Consider the following 16650-nt stretch of genomic DNA (forward strand, 5'->3'; position numbering starts at 1 on the left):
CTCCCTTGGAACAAAAGCTTTTTTGTCAATGGCTGGCATTGTTTCAGCGATTGGGGCTTTTGGGAACCGCCGCAAGACGGCTGGTTGAACGCAGCCCCCTGTGGCGAGGGAGCTTGCTCCCGCTGGACTGCGTAGCAGGCCTTGGAAAATTCAACGCGTTTGGCCTGATACACCACCGCGTCAGGTTTTGGGGCTGCTGCGCAACCCAGCGGGAGCAAGCTCCCTCGCCACGCAAGCCCCCTCGCCAGACGTCTAGGAAATCTCCCGCCGAAACGGCGGCAGCGCGTTGAGGATCGCCTTGCCGTAGCGTTGAGTCACCAGCCGGCGATCGAGCAGGGTGATGGTGCCGCGGTCTTCCTCGGTACGCAGCAAGCGGCCACAGGCCTGGACCAGCTTCAGCGAGGCATCCGGCACGGAAATCTCCATGAAGGGGTTGCCGCCACGGGCTTCGATCCATTCGGCCAACGCGGCTTCCACCGGATCGTCCGGCACCGAGAATGGAATCTTCGCGATCACCACGTGTTCGCAATAGGCCCCCGGCAAATCGACGCCTTCGGCAAAGCTCGCCAGGCCGAACAGCACGCTGGAATCGCCGCCATCGACCCGGGCCTTGTGCTTGTTCAAGGTTTCCTGCTTCGACAGGTTGCCCTGGATGAACACCTGCTTGCGCCAGTCACGATCGAGGCCGTCAAAGACGTCCTGCATCTGTTTGCGCGAGGAAAACAGCACCAGGGTGCCGCGCGAACCTTCCACCAGCGCAGGCAGCTCGCGAATGATCGCGGCAGTGTGGGCGGCGGCATCGCGCGGATCGGCCTTGAGGTCCGGCACGCGTAGCACGCCGGCGTCGGCATGGTGGAAGGGGCTCGGGACCACGGCGGTCACGGCTTTTTTCGGCAGGCCGGCGCGCATGCGGAAACGGTCGAAAGTGCCCAGGGCCGTCAGCGTGGCGGAGGTTACCAGCGCGCCGTAGGCGACGTTCCACAGGTTGCGCCGCAGCATGTCCGCCGCCAGGATCGGACTGGCATTGACCTCGATGTCGAACAGCGAGCCGCTCTCGGCCAGCGTCAGCCAACGCGCCATCGGCGGATTGTCTTCCGGGTCTTCGGTGGTGAACGCGGTCCACAGCTCCCAGTTACCCTGGGAGCGGGACAGCAAGCTGCCGAACAATGGATACCACTCCTCGGCCTGGTTGCTGGCGATGCCGATATTGACCTCGCCATCCATGCCTTCCTTGAGCAGATCGGTCAGGCGCGTGAACAGGTCGGTCAGGCGCGCGAAGCCCTTCTTGAGTTCGATGCCCATCTCGCGCATATGCTCGGGGATCACCCCGCCGACAAACCGATGGCGTGGCCGCTCGCGGCCCTCGACATCTTCGCCGGGCTTGAAGTCGGCCACCTGCTCGCAGGCGGTGAACATGAACTGCTGGTTCGTCTTGATCTCCCGCGCCAGCTCCGGCACCTGCTCGATGAACTTGCCCAGGTCGCCGGGCAACGGATGCTGGGCGAGCAATTTGGTGAGGTTCTTGGCAGTGGTTTCCAGCCAGTCGGCGGTTGAGCGCAGCCGGGTGTAATGGGCGAAATGGCCGATGGCCTTGTCCGGCAGGTGATGACCTTCGTCGAACACATAGATCGTGTCGCGCGGGTCCGGCAGCACGGCGCCGCCGCCCAAGGCCAGGTCGGCCAGGACCATATCGTGGTTGGTGACGATCACGTCGACCTTGCCCATGCCTTCGCGAGCCTTGTAGAAAGCGCACTGGCCGAAGTTCGGGCAATGGCGATTGGTGCATTGGCTGTGGTCGGTGGTCAGGCGCGACCAGTCAGCGTCTTCCAGGGCAGTGGACCAGCTGTCGCGGTCGCCGTCCCACTTATTGCCGGCGAGCTTTTCGATCATGCTGGTGAACAGCTTCTGGCTGGCCTCGTCGACCTCGATCTTGAAACCTTCTTCCTCGAACAGCTGGGCGGTGGCGGTCTGCGCGTGGCCTTCCTGCAACAGCATGTCGAGTTTGGACAGGCACATGTAGCGCCCACGACCCTTGGCCAGCGCGAAACTGAAATTCAGCCCGCTGTTGCGCATCAGGTCGGGAAGGTCCTTGTAGACGATCTGTTCCTGCAGGGCGACGGTGGCCGTGGCGATCACCAGGCGCTTGCCGGCGGCCTTGGCGGTGGGGATCGCCGCCAGGCTGTAGGCCACGGTCTTGCCGGTACCGGTGCCGGCCTCCACCGCGACGACGGCAGGCTCGCCGCTGCGCCGGCCTTCGTCGTCGGTGTCGATGTCACCCAGGACTTTTGCCACTTCGGCAATCATCAGGCGCTGGCCATATCGCGGCTTGAGGCTCTTGGCTTCGAGAAAACGCGAATAGGCGCCCTGGATCGTGGTTTTGAGTTCGGTGCTGATCATGAATGGTCGGGCGCAAAAAACGCTGGATAAATTTTCAGTGGTTCGGATCGGCGGCTATCATACCCCGCTAATTAATCCTGCGCAGAACGGAGTGACCCAATGACACCCTTTGCCCTCGTCTACACCCTGCATTTGCTGGCGGCCCTGGTCTGGGTTGGCGGTATGTTTTTCGCCTGGATGATCCTGCGACCCGCCGCAATCACGGCGCTTGAGGGCCCTGCCCGGCTCAAGTTGTGGGTAGAAGTGTTTCAGCGTTTTTTCGTCTGGGTCTGGGTGGCCGTGGTGCTTTTGCCGATCAGCGGCGTGGGGCTGATCCACATGCGCTTCGCCGGTTTTGAAACCGCGCCGCGTTACGTGCAGGTAATGATGGGGTTGTATGTGGTGATGGCGGCTTTGTTCATCCGTATCCAGGGCCTGCAACTGCCAGCATTGCGTAACGCTGTGACGGCGCAGGATTGGCCGACGGGTGCGGCGGTGCTGGGGAAGATTCGCAGGCTGGTGGGGATCAATCTGTTGATCGGGTTGCTGGTGGTGGCGATTGGCGCGGCTCGGCCGATGTTCTGAAAATATCATCGCTCCCACCTCAAGACAGTTTCGAGACAGCCTAGAACCGCTGCACCGTCACCGCACCCGCCGCGCCGGCAGGCCCTGGCTGGCCATCGGCACCGGGACGGCCGCTCTTGCCGCCGTCGGCGGTGTAGACCAGGCAGCCCTTGGCCTTGCCTCCCGCGCCAGGCTTGCCGCCAGGCCCCGCCGCGCCACCAGCGCCGCCATCTACCATTACCTTGATCTGTTCGTCGGGATAAGCGCGGGGCAATTGCAGCCGAACCAGCGCGCCGGCCGCGCCCGGCTGGCCATCCGCGCCGTTGCTGCCGTCGGCGCCGCGACCGGCCGAACCCCAAGTGCAACCCGGTGCCTGGCCGTTGGCGCCGTCAAGCCCCACGTAACCTGGCGCACCGGTACCGCCACGGGCATCCACCGACAGCAGCGGCGCGTTCAACGCCTCGAAGCGCAAATTGAGGTTGCGCCCCGGGCGCGCCGCCTTGGTATAGGTTCCCGGCGCGCCACGGGCGGTGATCTGGCTGCCTTCAGCCAGTTCGGCCTGGGTGACTTTCATCTCCAGCGCCTGTTGTGCCGGTACGATCGCGATCCTTGCCTCCCGCCCCAGGTGCAATTGGCCGATAGACAGCTCAGTGACGTTCGAAGGCACCAGCAGCGTGCCGTAGTCGGCCACGTCCAATCGCTCCAAGGCAAGCGTGCTGGTGGTGTTGGGCAGGCGCATCAACGAGTGGCTTTCCACCTGGACCACTTGAGCGCTGGCCCACGGGCATACGAGTAATGCGAGCAGACACAGTTTACGCATGGGAGGCCTCTGGCGCGGTCGGGAGGGTTTGCAGGTGAAAGATGCCGAACAGCAGCACCCTGAGGCGATCACGGCCAGGAGCGGGACGACCACGAAACCGAGCCCTGAACAATAAAAGTTCGAGCAGATGGATCGCCAGTAACGACACCCCGGCCAGATTGACCAACAGATGCAGCGGATGGACGAACGGCATGACCAGATTGACCAGCACCACCAGCCAGAACAGCAGGGTCAGCAAGCGCCCCAGCCACCAAAACACCTTCATACGCCCCCCGTTCGAGAATTATTCTTTGCGCGCACAGTAACGGCTTGCGCGCAGGATATGCCAGAGGGCCCGGCAAATTTAATCCAGGCCCGGCGGACCGCCTTCCTGGCGATCCGACGGCTCTGGCCCGCTTGGGCGATGATGTTTAACGCTGGATATGCAATTCGACCCGACGGTTCTGGGCCCGTCCCTCATCAGTCTCGTTGTCGGCCACCGGTTGGCTTTCGCCCTTGCCTTCACTCGTGAGTTTTGCCGGGGCCACGCCCTGGGTCAGCAAATACTCCACCACGCTGCCGGCCCGACGTTCCGAGAGGCCCTCGTTATACGCCTCGGTACCGACACTGTCGGTGTGGCCCACCACGCGGATACTGGCGACGTTGGCGTGACTCAGTTTTGCCGTCAGCTCATCGAGCTGGCTCCTGGCCGCGGCGGTGAGGTCGGATTTGTCAAAATCGAACAGCACCTTGCCAGCGTCGTTCAGGGTAATGACTTCGCTGGTGGGCATGTCCGGCTCGGCCGGTGGCGTGCTGGCCGGGTATTGCGGCAGCGGGCAGCCATGATGTTCGACGGGGGTATTGGCCGGTGTATCGGGACAACGGTCGCGACGATCGAATACACCATCGTCGTCTTCGTCGCCGTCTTGGGCGTAACAGATCAAACCACCGCCCAGCAGCCCCAACGCAGCGCCACCGGCGGCCCAGCCACCGCTTTCGATGGCCCCGAGACCACCGCCGACAAGCCCGCCGATCAAGCTGCAGATCGGCCAGGTACGCTGATTGAGCGAGGCACTGCCATCACTGTGAGTGGCGCAACCGGACAGCAGGCTGCTTGCCAGCAGTAGCGGTAAGGCGGCCTTGATTAGAACGTTCATGGTGAATGCTCCTGTGTCACCGGCCCATACCGGTCACACAGGAGTAAAGACCCGCATCCGCGACTGTACAAGCCGCGGAGAACGAGGGGTTCAGCGGTTTATCTTGATTTCGGTGCGACGGTTCATCGCGCGACCATCGACGGTTTTGTTATCCGCCACCGGCTGGCTTTCCCCGGCGCCGGCCACCGAGACGAAACTGGCGCGAGGCACGCCGCTTTCGACCAGGTATTGAACCACCGAGTTGGCGCGTTTTTCCGACAGTTTCTGGTTATAGGCATCGCTGCCGACGCTGTCGGTGTGCCCGGTCACTCGCAGTTGTGCGGTGGAGGTTTCCTGCTTCAGCCGGGTCGCGATGGTGCTCAGCACTTCTTTGTCCGTCGGCGTGAGGGTGGCCTTGTTGAATTCGAAATGCACGTCGCGGACCACGATCGTTTCTTCCTGGACCATCACGGGCGCTTCAGCCACCGGTGTCGGTGCGGGTGCCGGTGGTGGGCAGCCGTCGGCATCGACCTGCACGCCCTTCGGCGTGCCCGGGCACTTGTCACGACTGTCCGGCACGCCATCGCCGTCCTCGTCGCCATCGCCATGGGCCCAGCACCAGCCTGCCGCCACCGTACCGGCGACCAGTGCGCCCGGGCCGATCCAGGAACTGCTTTCGATGGCGCCCAATCCTGCGCCGACCACACCACCGGTGGCCGCACAGATCGGCCAGTCGGTTTTTTGCAAACCTGCGCAACCAGTCAACACACTGGTTAGCAGAACCAGGGGTAACGCTGTCCGAACTATGCTCATCGGGTTTTCTCCTTGAAGGATCGGCTTCGCGCCGATTCAGGGGAGTAAAGACCCGACTCGGGTTCTGCGCCAGCGTGACGCAACCACAGCTTTGGCCGCCTGTTTACGGCGGATCGCGGCGTTCGAAGACAAACCGCTCTAGGCCCGTGCGTCCACGCGCGCTATCGTGGCGGTTCTGACTGAGGAACTTCGATGACCGTTGCCATTTCTTCGCGCACGCCCCAGCAGGCGCTGGCCGCCGTGCTTGACCGCTATGCCCCGCAAAAGCTGCTGCTGATCGGCGCCGGCAGCTTCCCCGCGCTCGAGGCATTCCAGCAGGCGCATCCCGACACCGAGGTGGTCCATGCTGCCCCCGGCCCCTTGCCGGCGGATCTGGCTGCGCGGCGTTTCGACCTGGCCCTTGCGCTCGATTGCCTGGAGCATTTGCCCAAGCGCGACGGTCTGAACCTGTTGGGCGGCATTCGCAACCTCAACGCCAGCCGGATTGCCGTGCTGGCCGACCTCAACGCCTGCGGCTGGCAGGAAACCGACTTCTTCTCCCTGGCCCTGCAGGCCAGCGAACGCTTTCAGCGCGAAGATCAGGTGCTGACCCTGTTTACCTACGATCTGCTTGAATACAAGCAGGTCCCCGACTGGCTCAACTCACGTTTCTGGGCCAACCCGGAAAACTTTGGAAAATATTGGTGGTAGCTGTGGACACTAGCCTGCATACAACCATTTGCCCCTGCGGCAGCGGCAACCCGTTGGACGCCTGCTGCGGCCATTATCACGACGGTCATCCGGCGCCCTGCGCCGAAGCCTTGATGCGCTCGCGCTACAGCGCTTATGTGCTGGGCCTGGTGGATTATCTGGTGAGCACCACCCTGCCCGCCCAGCAGGATGGCCTCGACCGCCAGGCCATCAGCGAATGGAGCGCCGGCAGCACCTGGCTGGGCTTGGAGGTAGAGAGCAGCGAGGTATTCGGCGGCCAGCCGGAACATGCCTTCGTCACTTTCACCGCACGCTGGCACGACGGCCACGGCGAACACAGCCACCGCGAACAATCTTCGTTTGTGCAGAACAGCGGGCGCTGGTACTTCATTGATCCGACCGTGCCGGTCAAGACGGGACGCAACGACAGCTGCCCGTGCGGTAGCGGGCAGAAATTCAAGAAGTGCTGCGCCAGTTACTTCATTCGTTGATTTTCGGAAACGTCCGACGCTCGTCCACCGACCAAGGGGGCTAGACTGGAAACAAACCAGAGGCACGGACATGACCCAGACATCTCGATTGCTGCGCATCACTTGCCTGCTGCTGTTCGTCGGGCTAGGGGGGTGTGCGTCCTGGCGAGGTGAAGAGGCACCCGAACCACAGGTGCATCTGGTCAAGGTGGAGGTGGTGCGGGCCCGGTTGCTGGAGCAGAAGTTCATGTTGCACTTTCGCGTCGACAACCCCGGCGAAGACGACCTCACCGTACGCGGCCTGACCTACCGGATCCACCTGGACGACCTGCTGCTGACCGAAGGAGAACATGAACACTGGTTTACGGTGCGCCCCGGACACAGCGCCTATTTCAAGGTGCCGATCCGCACCAACCTGTGGCCGCAGGTGCGCGAACTGGTGAAAATGCTGAAGAAACCCCGGCAACAGATTCCCTATCGTCTGGAGGGGGAGCTGGAAACCGGTTTATTCATCGCCGACTACGTGCACCTGGAGCGCAATGGCGTGATAATCGCCGCCGATCTAATTGCGGAGTAACCCCGATGACCCAACAACCCCACGTCCATGGCCCTGATTGCAACCACGATCATGATCATCACCACGATCATGATCACGGCCATGTCCACGGCCCGAACTGCGGCCACGCCCATCAGGAACCCGTGCGCAACGCCCTGAAAGACGTCGGTCGCAACGACCCTTGCCCGTGCGGCAATGGCAAGAAATTCAAGAAGTGCCACGGGGCTTGATGGAGCAGGCAAAAAAAATTTTCGCCTGCTAGGCCGCCTTCGCGAGCAGGCTCGCTCCCACACTGGTGCTGCGGTGCACCATTTTTCCCTGTGGGAGCGAGCCTGCTCGCGAAGAGGCCAGCACATCCATCTCGGTTTATCAGCCCGCCGCCAGAATCCGCTCCACGCTGATCACCGTCGCATACTCCCCATGCAGATTCCCCAGGGACATCGCATGCACCTCGGCAGCCGAACGGGCATAACCGAAGAAGTCGGGCTTGTCGAAGGTGTAACAGGCATCCTCGGCTACCCACGTATCGAACCCCAGGTTGCCAGCCGTGCGCGCGGTGGACTCCACCGAATTGTTCGTGGCCACGCCGACAATCACCAGTTGCCCGATCCCCGCACTGCGCAAATCCGCTTCCAGGGTCGTGCCGCAAAACGCATCGGGCACCTGCTTCTGGACCAGCCCTTCCCCAGCCATGGGCCTGAACCGGTCCTGAACCTCCACGCCTGATTGTCCAGGCCAGAAGACTGACGCCTCGGACCGGGACAAATGATGGACATGGATGATTGGCCGCGCCGACTCTCGCCAGCATCCGAGCAATTCCAGCATGCGCAGCTCCGCCTCGGGGTTGTTGCGCGGGCCAAGCCTGGGATGGAGGATGCCTTTCTGCTGATCGATAAGGATCAGCGCCGCGTTTTTCTGTAGCTCCATTCCGGATCTCTCGGTCGTCGGTTTTTCCACACTTGAGCACCACCTTCTCTTACAAGCAAGTCTCTGGTGGCCCGGGCTTTCATCGCAAAACATCAAATAACCCCAAAGCCCGCTTGCGCGCCCTTCTCCTGCTCACTAACGTAGCGCCTTTATTGGTGCCACCCCCTCCCGCAGGAGCTTTGCCATGGCCTCGCCAGCCTCGATTTCTTTCTTTCCCAAGCTCGGCGTTGCCGCAGCAGTGGCCAGCGTGCTCGCTTTAAGCGGTTGCCAGGCCTGGAATACCCAGGACACGGTCGCGCCCACCACCGGCGTACAACCGCTCAAGGGGCTGGCGCAGAATGTCTCGGTCCGGCGTAATGCCTTGGGCATGCCGCTGATCGAAAGCAACAGCTTTCATGACGCCCTGTTTGCCCTCGGCTATGTGCATGCCAGCGACCGGATCACGCAGATGACCACCCTGCGCCTGCTCGCCCAGGGCCGCCTGGCGGAAATGTCCGGCGCCGAACGGCTGGACGTCGACCGCTACATGCGCGCCGTCAACCTGAAGAAAAGCGCGGATGAGCTGTACAAGGCATCTTCGCCACGCCTGAAGCGCTTTTTCGAAGTCTATGCGCGAGGCGTCAACGCCTACCTGTTCCGCTACCGCGACAAGCTGCCGGCGGACCTGGCCGCCACCGGCTACAAACCCGAATATTGGAAACCGGAAGATTCGGCGCTGCTGTTCTGCCTGCTTAACTTCACCCAATCGGCGAACCTGCCGGAAGAAGTCGCCGCCCTGGTGCTGGCCCAGAGCGTAACCAACGATAAACTGGCCTGGCTGAGCCCGTCCTACCCGGACGAGCCATTGCCCTTGACCGAAGCCGAGAAGCTGCAGGGCGTCCGGCTCAATGGGCAGATTCCCGGTTTGAACGAAATCAGCAAGGCCAGCGCCGAGTTGGCCAACCTGAACCTGCTGGGCGCAGCGTCTTCGAGTAACTGGGCCATCGGCCCGCAGCGCAGCCGCAACGGCAAGAGCCTGTTGGCCGGCGACAGCCATGGCCCGCTGGGCGTGCCGTCGCTCTGGAGCCCGGTGCAGATTCGCGCGCCCAAATATCAGGCGGCCGGGCTTTCCGTGGCGGGCATCCCGATGATCCTCGCGGGCTTCAACGGTAACGTCGCGTGGAGCATGACCAGTGTTCTCGGCGACAACCAGGACCTGTACCTGGAAAAGATCCGACGCCAGGGCAACGGGCTGTCCTACGAAGCCAACGGCAAGTGGCAGCAGGCAACCGTGCGCAACGAGACCTACTTCATCAAGGGCCAACGGTCGATCAGAGAAGCGGTGTACGAAACCCGCCACGGTCCGTTGCTCAACAGCGCCCAGGGTCCGGCCATGGCCAACGGTCTGGGCCTGGCCCTGCAATTGCCGAGCTTCACCGGCGACAAGACCCTGGACGCGCTCTTCGATCTGTCGCGCGCGCAGAACGTCGAGAAAGCCTCCGACGCGAGCCGGGAGATCCGCGCCCTGGCAGTGAACATGGTGTTCGCCGACGCCCGCAATATCGGCTGGCAGGTCACCGGTCGCTACCCGAACCGCCGCGAGGGCGAAGGCCTGTTGCCGTCGCCGGGCTGGGACAGCCGTTACGATTGGGACGGTTACGCCGATCCGATGCTGCACCCCTACGACCAGGATCCGGCGCAGGGTTGGCTCGGCACCGCCAACCAGCGCGTCATTCCCCATGGCTACGGCATGCAACTGTCCAACTCCTGGGCGGCGCCGGAACGTGGCGAGCGCCTGGCCGAACTGGCCGGCGCAGGCAAGCACGACGCGCGCAGCCTGATCGCCATGCAATACGACCAGACCACGACATTCGCCGCCAAGCTGAAAAAGGTCTTCGAAGCCCCGGGCATGGCCCAGCCACTCAAGCAAGCCATCGAAGCCCTGCCGGTGGCGGACCGCGCCAAGGCACGCGAGGCCTATACCCGCCTGATGGCGTTCGATGGCAGGCTCAGTCCGGTTTCTGCCGACGCAGCGATCTATGAGTTGTTCCTGCAAGAAAGCATGAAGCAGACGTTCCTGGATGAACTGGGCCCCGAGGGTAGTCCGGCGTGGAAAGCGCTGGTCGCCAACGGCCAGCTGTCTTATTCGGCCCAGGCCGATCATTTGCTTGGTCGTGAGGACAGTCCGTTCTGGGACGATGTGCGCACGCCGCAAAAAGAAGACAAGGCCGTTATCCTGGCGCGCAGCCTCGCGGCGACTGTCAGCGCCGGTGACAGTCTGCTGGGCACTGACCACAGCGCCTGGCAGTGGGGCAAGCTGCACCGCCAGGAATGGAAAAACGCCAGCGGCCAGACCGTACGCGGCCCGCTGGCAGCCGGCGGCGATAACAGCACGCTCAATACCGCCGCGTTCGCCTGGGGCCAGGATTTCAACACGACCCTGGCGCCGGCCACGCGCTTTATCGTTGATTTCAGCCAGCCTGAGCCATTGACGATCCAGGGCGGCGCCGGCCAGTCGGGCAACCCGGCCAGCCCGAACTATCTGAACGGCCTGGACCCGTGGCTCAAGGGTCAATATCAAAGCCTGCCCTTGCAACCGCAGAATTTTGATCGGGCGTATGGCAAGACTCGTTTGACCTTGGTTCCGGGTAAATAGGCCGATCTGCCTCTAATGCTATTCACTTAAGGCAATCGACAATCCCGTGGCGAGGGAGCTTGCTCCCGCTGGGCCGCGAAGCGGCCCCAAAAACCTGCCATGTGCGGAGCATCAGGCACACCGCACCCGCCGGTTCACGACTGCTTCGCAGCCGAGCGGGAGCAAGCTCCCTCGCCACAAGTGCATCCTTTCTTAAATGAACCGAATTAACCTGTGGGAGCGAGCTTGCTCGCGATGGCGTCAGCCCATCCCACCAGGAAAACCGATCGAACTTCTCCCCCCGTCCCCGCCTCTACCGGACAAGCCCATCGCCCCGGTAACCGCATGGATCTGGTCATTTCCCGCCCCGAAGGCCTGTATTGTCCGCAGGGAGATTTCTACATCGACCCATGGCGTCCGGTGGACCGCTCGGTCATCACCCACGCCCACGGCGACCACGCCCGCGGCGGCAACCAGCACTACCTGGCAGCGGCACCCGGCGAAGGCATCCTGCGCTCCCGGCTGGGCCAGGACATCAATCTGCAAACCCTGCCCTACGGCGAACGGCTGCTGCACCATGGCGTGACCTTGAGCTTTCATCCCGCCGGCCATGTGTTGGGTTCTGCCCAGGTGCGGTTGGAATACCAAGGCGAGGTGTGGGTCGCGTCCGGCGATTACAAAGTCGAGCCCGACGGCACCTGCGCACCGTTCGAGCCGGTGAAGTGTCATACGTTCATCACCGAATCCACCTTCGGCCTGCCGATCTATCGCTGGCAGCCCCAGGCGCAGGTGTTCGATGAGATCAATCAGTGGTGGCGGGGGAACATCGCCGCCGGCCGGGCCAGCGTGTTGTTCTGCTATTCCTTTGGCAAGGCCCAGCGAATCCTCCACGGCATCGACGCGAGCCTGGGACCGATACTCGCCCATGGCGCGGTGGAGCCGTTGAACCGGGTCTATCGCGAAGCCGGCGTGCACCTGCCGCCGACGATCTATGCCGGCGATGTGAAAAAGACTGATCCGATCATGAGCCAGGCACTGGTCATCGCCCCGCCCTCCGCCGGTGGCAGCACCTGGATGCGGCGTTTCGGTGATTACAGCGACGCCTTCGCCAGCGGCTGGATGCGCTTGCGTGGCACCCGTCGGCGACGGGGCGTGGATCGGGGCTTCGTGCTTTCCGATCACGCGGACTGGCCCGGCCTGCTCTGGGCCATCGAACAGACCGGCGCCGAACGGGTCATGGTCACCCATGGATCGGTGGCCGTGCTGGTGCGTCATCTCTGTGAACAAGGCCTCGACGCCCAGGGCTTCACCACGGAATACGGCGATGACGAAGAGGACATCGCCGTGGCGAGCGACAGCGGCGAGGATGCCTCATGAAAGCTTTTGCCGAGCTGTACGCCGAACTCGACGCCACCACCTCAAGCAACGCCAAGCTCGCGGCCATGCAGGATTACTTCAGCAAGGCGCCAGCCGAGGACGCCGCCTGGGCGGTGTATTTTCTCTCGGGCGGGCGTCCCAGGCAGTTGGTACCGGTGAAAATCCTCCGCGAGCTGGCGGTCCAGGTGTCCGGCCTGTCTCTTTGGCTGTTCGAAGAAAGTTACCAGGCAGTGGGCGACCTGGCCGAAACCATTTCGCTGGTACTGCCCGAATCGCCCCACAGTTCCGATGAAGGCCTGGCGGTGTGGATCGAGGAAAAACTCCTGCCGTTGCGCGGTGAGTCGCCAGAGGTACTGGCGCAGCGGCTTCCGGCGCTGTGGGCAGAACTTGACCGATCCAGCCTGATGCTCTGCATCAAGCTCATCACCGGCAGTTTCCGCGTCGGGGTGTCCAAGTTGTTGGTCACCCGGGCGCTGGCAACGATGGCCGGGCTCGACAGCAAACGGGTGGCCCAACGGCTGGTGGGCTACACCGATCTGTCCCATCGCCCGACCGCGGCCAGTTACCTCAAGCTGATCGCCGGCGAATCCGCCGATGAACATGCCCAGCGCGGCGGCCAGCCTTATCCGTTTTTCCTGGCCCATGCCTTGTCACAACCGATTGAGCAATTCGACACCTTGTTGGGGCCGGCCAGCGACTGGCAGGTGGAGTGGAAATGGGACGGAATCCGCGCCCAGGTGATCAAGCGTGACGGCCATTTGTGGGTCTGGTCCCGGGGCGAGGACCTGGTGACCGAGCGCTTTCCTGAATTGCATTGCCTGGCGCAGGCGTTGCCCGACGGCACGGTGATCGATGGCGAAATCGTGGTCTGGAAAGCCCCGCAGGCGATCACCGAGGATGCCTTTGATCCGGAAGCGCCGCTGCAGCCGGCGGTGCAACCCTTCGCCCTGTTGCAACAGCGCATCGGTCGCAAGACCTTGAGCAAGAAGGTGCTGGAAGACGCCCCCGTGGTGGTGATGGCCTACGACCTGCTGGAATGGCAAGGCGAGGACTGGCGCAGCCGGCCCCAGGCCGAGCGTCGCAAGCAACTGGAGGCCCTGATTGCCCGCTGCCACAGTCCGGTGCTGTTGCCGTCGCCCATCGTCACTGGCCAGGATTGGTTCGACCTTGCCCGCCAGCGCGAAGCGTCCCGCAGCCTCGGCGTCGAAGGCATGATGCTCAAGGCGCGCAACGCGCTGTACGGCGTCGGCCGGACCAAGGACATGGGCGTGTGGTGGAAATGGAAGATCGACCCGTTCAGTGTCGACGCGGTGCTGATCTATGCCCAGCGCGGCCACGGCCGGCGCGCCAGCCTCTACAGCGACTACACCTTCGCCGTATGGGACAACCCGCCCGGCAGCCGCGACCGCACGCTGGTGCCTTTCGCCAAGGCCTATTCAGGGCTGACCGATGCAGAAATGCGCCAGGTCGACAGCATCGTGCGCAGGACCACGGTGGAAAAGTTCGGCCCGGTGAGCAGCGTCACCCCGACCCTGGTTTTCGAGCTGGGCTTCGAAGGCATTGCCTTGTCCAAGCGCCACAAGAGCGGGATCGCGGTACGTTTCCCACGGATGCTGCGCTGGCGCCAGGACAAGACCGTCGAAGAGGCGGACACGCTGGCGACGCTTCAGGATCTTCTCAAGTAAACCCCGCTCTCGTGGCGAGGGAGCTTGCTCCCGCTGGGCGCGAAGCGCCCCCTGATTCTGAAGGACGCACCGCAGAGGGAGGCTGCGCCTCCAGCGGGAGCAAGCTCCCTCGCCACGAAGAGCTAAACCGGACAAACGCACGCTCCATCCCGGTGCGCTTTTTGATGTACGCTCACCCCCGCGCACCATTGCGTTCCGTCTCTCGCCGCCAGTGCTTTTAAAACACTTGTTCGGCACTATGGTTCGGAAATTGCTACCTTTATGCCGTCATACCGTTCAGACCTTCACCGGTAACAATCTTACGCGCCACAAGCGCTCAAATTGGTTTTAGGGACTCAATAATGAAAAAAGCACTGCTGACCCTTTCTGCACTGGCGTTGTGCATGGCCGCCGGCGTCGCCACGGCCAAGGAATACAAGGAACTGCGTTTTGGTGTCGACCCGTCCTACGCCCCGTTCGAATCCAAGGCCGCCGATGGCAGCCTGGTGGGTTTCGACATCGACCTGGGCAATGCGATCTGTGAAGAACTGAAGGTCAAATGCAAATGGGTCGAAAGCGATTTCGACGGAATGATTCCGGGCCTCAAGGCCAATAAATTCGACGGCGTGATCTCCTCCATGACCGTTACCCCGGCCCGTGAAAAGGCTATCGATTTCTCCAGCGAGTTGTTCTCCGGCCCAACGGCCTATGTATTCAAGAAGGGCTCGGGCCTGAGCGCAGACGTTGCCTCGCTCAAGGGCAAGACCGTTGGCTACGAGCAAGGCACCATCCAGGAAGCCTACGCCAAGGCCGTGCTGGACAAGGCCGGCGTCAAGACCCAGGCCTACCAGAACCAGGACCAGGTCTATGCCGACCTGACCTCGGGCCGCCTCGATGCCGCGATCCAGGACATGCTTCAGGCCGAACTGGGCTTCCTGAAATCGCCAAAAGGCGAAGGCTATGAAGTCAGCCAGCCGGTGGACAGCGAACTGCTGCCATCCAAGACCGCCATCGGTATCAAGAAAGGTAACAAAGAGCTGAAGGCGCTTTTGGATAAAGGTATCAAAGCGTTACACGACGACGGCAAATACGCCGAGATCCAGAAAAAACACTTTGGCGATCTGAATCTGTACAGCGGCAAATAATGCGCGGCGCCCACCCTGAACCGGGTGGGCGCTTTTTTCCTGCCAAAGGCAATGTCCATGTTCGAACAATTCCTACAAAGTCTGGGGCTCTCGGCCCTCAGCCTGCAGGGCTTTGGCCCGCTGCTGATGCAAGGCACCTGGATGACCATCAAGCTGTCGGCCCTGTCCTTGCTGCTTAGCGTCCTGCTCGGGTTGCTCGGCGCCAGCGCCAAATTGTCCAGCGTCAAACTGCTGCGTATACCGGCCCAGCTCTACACCACGCTGATTCGCGGCGTACCCGACCTGGTGCTGATGCTGCTGATTTTCTACAGCCTGCAAACCTGGCTGACGTCTTTTACCGATTTCATGGAATGGGAATACATCGAGATCAACCCGTTCGGCGCCGGGGTCATCACCCTGGGCTTCATTTACGGTGCGTACTTCACCGAAACCTTTCGCGGCGCGATCCTCGCGGTGCCTCGCGGGCAGGTCGAAGCGGCCACGGCTTATGGCCTCAAGCGTGGCCAACGTTTCCGTTACGTGGTGTTCCCACAAATGATGCGCTTTGCCCTGCCGGGGATCGGCAACAACTGGATGGTCATGCTCAAGGCCACCGCCCTGGTGTCGATCATCGGCCTGGCCGACCTGGTCAAGGCCGCCCAGGATGCGGGCAAAAGCACCTACCAGCTGTTTTATTTCCTGGTGCTGGCGGCGCTCATCTATCTGCTGATCACCAGTGCATCCAACTTTATCCTGCGCTGGCTTGAACGCCGCTACGCCGCCGGAGCCCGGGAGGCCGTGCGATGATCGAACTCCTGCAAGAATACTGGCGACCGTTTCTCTACAGCGACGGCGTCCACATCACCGGCCTGGCAATGACCCTGTGGCTGCTCAGCGCCGCGCTGTTGATCGGCTTTGTGGTGTCGATTCCGCTGTCCATTGCCCGGGTTTCACCCAAGGTCTACGTGCGCTGGCCGGTGCAGTTCTACACCTATCTGTTTCGCGGTACGCCGCTCTATATCCAATTGCTGATCTGCTACACCGGCATCTACAGCATCGAGGCGGTGCGTGCCCAACCCGTGCTCGACAGTTTCTTTCGCGACGCGATGAACTGCACGATCCTGGCGTTCGCGTTGAACACCTGCGCCTACACCACGGAGATCTTTGCCGGGGCGATTCGCAGCATGAACCACGGCGAAGTCGAAGCGGCCAAGGCTTACGGGTTGACCGGCTGGAAGCTCTACACGTACGTGATCATGCCGTCAGCGCTGCGTCGTTCGCTGCCGTACTACAGCAACGAAGTGATATTGATGCTGCATTCGACGACCGTGGCGTTCACCGCTACCGTTCCTGACGTGTTGAAAGTCGCCCGGGACGCCAACTCGGCCACCTTCCTGACGTTCCAGTCGTTCGGGATCGCCGCGTTGATCTACCTGACCGTCACGTTTGCACTGGTGGGCCTCTTCCGTCTCGCCGAACGCCGCTGGCTGGCCTTTCTCGGGCCGACCCACTAAGGCTTCCGTTCCCAGGACATACATGT

17 protein-coding genes are annotated in these 16650 nt (G+C 62.5%); 11 read left to right on the forward strand and 6 right to left on the reverse strand.

The genetic code is table 11. The features are described 5' to 3' along the window. Positions 1 to 252 precede the first annotated feature (252 nt). Positions 253 to 2397: an ATP-dependent DNA helicase DinG gene (gene dinG / locus M1E16_RS21215; RefSeq protein WP_434601660.1), complete on the reverse strand. Its 2145-nt coding sequence runs from the start codon at positions 2395 to 2397 to the stop codon at positions 253 to 255. A 99-nt stretch (positions 2398 to 2496) separates the two neighbouring features. On the opposite strand from dinG, the gene M1E16_RS21220 reads away from it, so the two are divergent. Then, complete coding sequence (locus M1E16_RS21220) at positions 2497 to 2961, forward strand: CopD family protein (protein ID WP_305499219.1); 465 nt, start codon at positions 2497 to 2499, stop codon at positions 2959 to 2961. 40 nt (positions 2962 to 3001) lie between these two features. Here M1E16_RS21220 and M1E16_RS21225 read toward each other — a convergent pair whose 3' ends face one another. The 4 genes from M1E16_RS21225 to M1E16_RS21240 form a co-directional block, all read right to left on the reverse strand. Next, positions 3002 to 3760, reverse strand: coding sequence for a collagen-like protein (locus M1E16_RS21225; RefSeq protein WP_434696996.1), 759 nt, complete (start codon positions 3758 to 3760; stop codon positions 3002 to 3004). Then, a complete protein-coding gene (locus M1E16_RS21230) occupies positions 3753 to 4025 on the reverse strand; it encodes a DUF1145 domain-containing protein (protein WP_458128305.1) in 273 nt (90 codons plus the stop codon). The genes M1E16_RS21225 and M1E16_RS21230 overlap by 8 nt, the downstream gene beginning before the upstream one ends. A 145-nt stretch (positions 4026 to 4170) precedes the next feature. Further along, on the reverse strand, positions 4171 to 4896 hold the full coding sequence (locus M1E16_RS21235) for an OmpA family protein (RefSeq protein WP_434696993.1): 726 nt from the start codon (positions 4894 to 4896) through the stop codon (positions 4171 to 4173). 90 nt (positions 4897 to 4986) lie between these two features. Continuing rightward, positions 4987 to 5688 carry an OmpA family protein gene (locus tag M1E16_RS21240; RefSeq protein ID WP_458128306.1) on the reverse strand — a complete coding sequence of 234 codons (702 nt, stop codon included), beginning with the start codon at positions 5686 to 5688 and terminating at the stop codon, positions 4987 to 4989. 192 nt (positions 5689 to 5880) lie between these two features. On the opposite strand from M1E16_RS21240, the gene M1E16_RS21245 reads away from it, so the two are divergent. The 4 genes from M1E16_RS21245 to M1E16_RS21260 all read left to right on the forward strand — a co-directional run bounded on the left by M1E16_RS21245 (position 5881) and on the right by M1E16_RS21260 (position 7634). After that, the gene (locus tag M1E16_RS21245; RefSeq protein ID WP_434601665.1) at positions 5881 to 6378 is read left to right on the forward strand and encodes a DUF6231 family protein; all 498 of its coding nucleotides are present in this window, start codon (positions 5881 to 5883) and stop codon (positions 6376 to 6378) included. Positions 6379 to 6392: 14 nt separating this feature from the next. Beyond that, the gene (locus tag M1E16_RS21250; protein ID WP_458130358.1) at positions 6393 to 6869 is read left to right on the forward strand and encodes a YchJ family protein; all 477 of its coding nucleotides are present in this window, start codon (positions 6393 to 6395) and stop codon (positions 6867 to 6869) included. Between the two features lie 70 nt (positions 6870 to 6939). Next, complete coding sequence (locus M1E16_RS21255; RefSeq protein WP_458128307.1) at positions 6940 to 7425, forward strand: LEA type 2 family protein; 486 nt, start codon at positions 6940 to 6942, stop codon at positions 7423 to 7425. Positions 7426 to 7430: 5 nt separating this feature from the next. Further along, positions 7431 to 7634, forward strand: coding sequence for an SEC-C metal-binding domain-containing protein (locus M1E16_RS21260; RefSeq protein WP_003198420.1), 204 nt, complete (start codon positions 7431 to 7433; stop codon positions 7632 to 7634). Positions 7635 to 7773: 139 nt separating this feature from the next. On the opposite strand, the gene M1E16_RS21265 is transcribed toward M1E16_RS21260, so the two are convergent. Continuing rightward, complete coding sequence (locus M1E16_RS21265; RefSeq protein ID WP_434656161.1) at positions 7774 to 8331, reverse strand: cysteine hydrolase family protein; 558 nt, start codon at positions 8329 to 8331, stop codon at positions 7774 to 7776. Positions 8332 to 8515: 184 nt separating this feature from the next. On the opposite strand from M1E16_RS21265, the gene M1E16_RS21270 reads away from it, so the two are divergent. The 6 genes from M1E16_RS21270 (at position 8516) to M1E16_RS21295 (ending at position 16624) form a co-directional block, all read left to right on the forward strand. Continuing rightward, the gene (locus M1E16_RS21270; protein ID WP_458128308.1) at positions 8516 to 10966 is read left to right on the forward strand and encodes a penicillin acylase family protein; all 2451 of its coding nucleotides are present in this window, start codon (positions 8516 to 8518) and stop codon (positions 10964 to 10966) included. Positions 10967 to 11290: 324 nt separating this feature from the next. Next, complete coding sequence (locus M1E16_RS21275) at positions 11291 to 12322, forward strand: ligase-associated DNA damage response exonuclease (protein WP_458128309.1); 1032 nt, start codon at positions 11291 to 11293, stop codon at positions 12320 to 12322. Then, positions 12319 to 14007 (forward strand): ATP-dependent DNA ligase, encoded by a 1689-nt coding sequence (locus M1E16_RS21280; RefSeq protein WP_458128310.1) that lies wholly within the window; start codon positions 12319 to 12321, stop codon positions 14005 to 14007. Before M1E16_RS21275 ends, M1E16_RS21280 begins: the two co-directional genes overlap by 4 nt. A 341-nt stretch (positions 14008 to 14348) precedes the next feature. Continuing rightward, on the forward strand, positions 14349 to 15131 hold the full coding sequence (locus M1E16_RS21285) for a transporter substrate-binding domain-containing protein (RefSeq protein WP_305499201.1): 783 nt from the start codon (positions 14349 to 14351) through the stop codon (positions 15129 to 15131). 57 nt (positions 15132 to 15188) lie between these two features. Beyond that, positions 15189 to 15917 (forward strand): ABC transporter permease, encoded by a 729-nt coding sequence (locus M1E16_RS21290; RefSeq protein WP_458128311.1) that lies wholly within the window; start codon positions 15189 to 15191, stop codon positions 15915 to 15917. Then, on the forward strand, positions 15914 to 16624 hold the full coding sequence (locus tag M1E16_RS21295) for an ABC transporter permease (protein ID WP_434628821.1): 711 nt from the start codon (positions 15914 to 15916) through the stop codon (positions 16622 to 16624). The genes M1E16_RS21290 and M1E16_RS21295 overlap by 4 nt, the downstream gene beginning before the upstream one ends. The last annotated feature ends 26 nt before the right edge of the window (positions 16625 to 16650 follow it).

The sequence above is a fragment of the Pseudomonas sp. Z2-11 genome, from assembly GCF_054161305.1.

What these genes read in the sequence shown, in the direction of transcription:
- M1E16_RS21245 (WP_434601665.1), top strand. Translation starts at nt 5,881, where the DNA reads ATGACCGTTGCCATTTCTTCGCGCACGCCCCAGCAGGCGCTGGCCGCC.
- M1E16_RS21230 (WP_458128305.1), bottom strand. Translation starts at nt 4,025, where the DNA reads ATGAAGGTGTTTTGGTGGCTGGGGCGCTTGCTGACCCTGCTGTTCTGG.
- M1E16_RS21295 (WP_434628821.1), top strand. Translation starts at nt 15,914, where the DNA reads ATGATCGAACTCCTGCAAGAATACTGGCGACCGTTTCTCTACAGCGAC.
- M1E16_RS21240 (WP_458128306.1), bottom strand. Translation starts at nt 5,688, where the DNA reads ATGAGCATAGTTCGGACAGCGTTACCCCTGGTTCTGCTAACCAGTGTG.
- M1E16_RS21275 (WP_458128309.1), top strand. Translation starts at nt 11,291, where the DNA reads ATGGATCTGGTCATTTCCCGCCCCGAAGGCCTGTATTGTCCGCAGGGA.
- M1E16_RS21265 (WP_434656161.1), bottom strand. Translation starts at nt 8,331, where the DNA reads ATGGAGCTACAGAAAAACGCGGCGCTGATCCTTATCGATCAGCAGAAA.
- M1E16_RS21235 (WP_434696993.1), bottom strand. Translation starts at nt 4,896, where the DNA reads ATGAACGTTCTAATCAAGGCCGCCTTACCGCTACTGCTGGCAAGCAGC.
- M1E16_RS21285 (WP_305499201.1), top strand. Translation starts at nt 14,349, where the DNA reads ATGAAAAAAGCACTGCTGACCCTTTCTGCACTGGCGTTGTGCATGGCC.
- M1E16_RS21255 (WP_458128307.1), top strand. Translation starts at nt 6,940, where the DNA reads ATGACCCAGACATCTCGATTGCTGCGCATCACTTGCCTGCTGCTGTTC.
- M1E16_RS21290 (WP_458128311.1), top strand. Translation starts at nt 15,189, where the DNA reads ATGTTCGAACAATTCCTACAAAGTCTGGGGCTCTCGGCCCTCAGCCTG.
- dinG (WP_434601660.1), bottom strand. Translation starts at nt 2,397, where the DNA reads ATGATCAGCACCGAACTCAAAACCACGATCCAGGGCGCCTATTCGCGT.
- M1E16_RS21220 (WP_305499219.1), top strand. Translation starts at nt 2,497, where the DNA reads ATGACACCCTTTGCCCTCGTCTACACCCTGCATTTGCTGGCGGCCCTG.
- M1E16_RS21225 (WP_434696996.1), bottom strand. Translation starts at nt 3,760, where the DNA reads ATGCGTAAACTGTGTCTGCTCGCATTACTCGTATGCCCGTGGGCCAGC.
- M1E16_RS21260 (WP_003198420.1), top strand. Translation starts at nt 7,431, where the DNA reads ATGACCCAACAACCCCACGTCCATGGCCCTGATTGCAACCACGATCAT.
- M1E16_RS21270 (WP_458128308.1), top strand. Translation starts at nt 8,516, where the DNA reads ATGGCCTCGCCAGCCTCGATTTCTTTCTTTCCCAAGCTCGGCGTTGCC.
- M1E16_RS21280 (WP_458128310.1), top strand. Translation starts at nt 12,319, where the DNA reads ATGAAAGCTTTTGCCGAGCTGTACGCCGAACTCGACGCCACCACCTCA.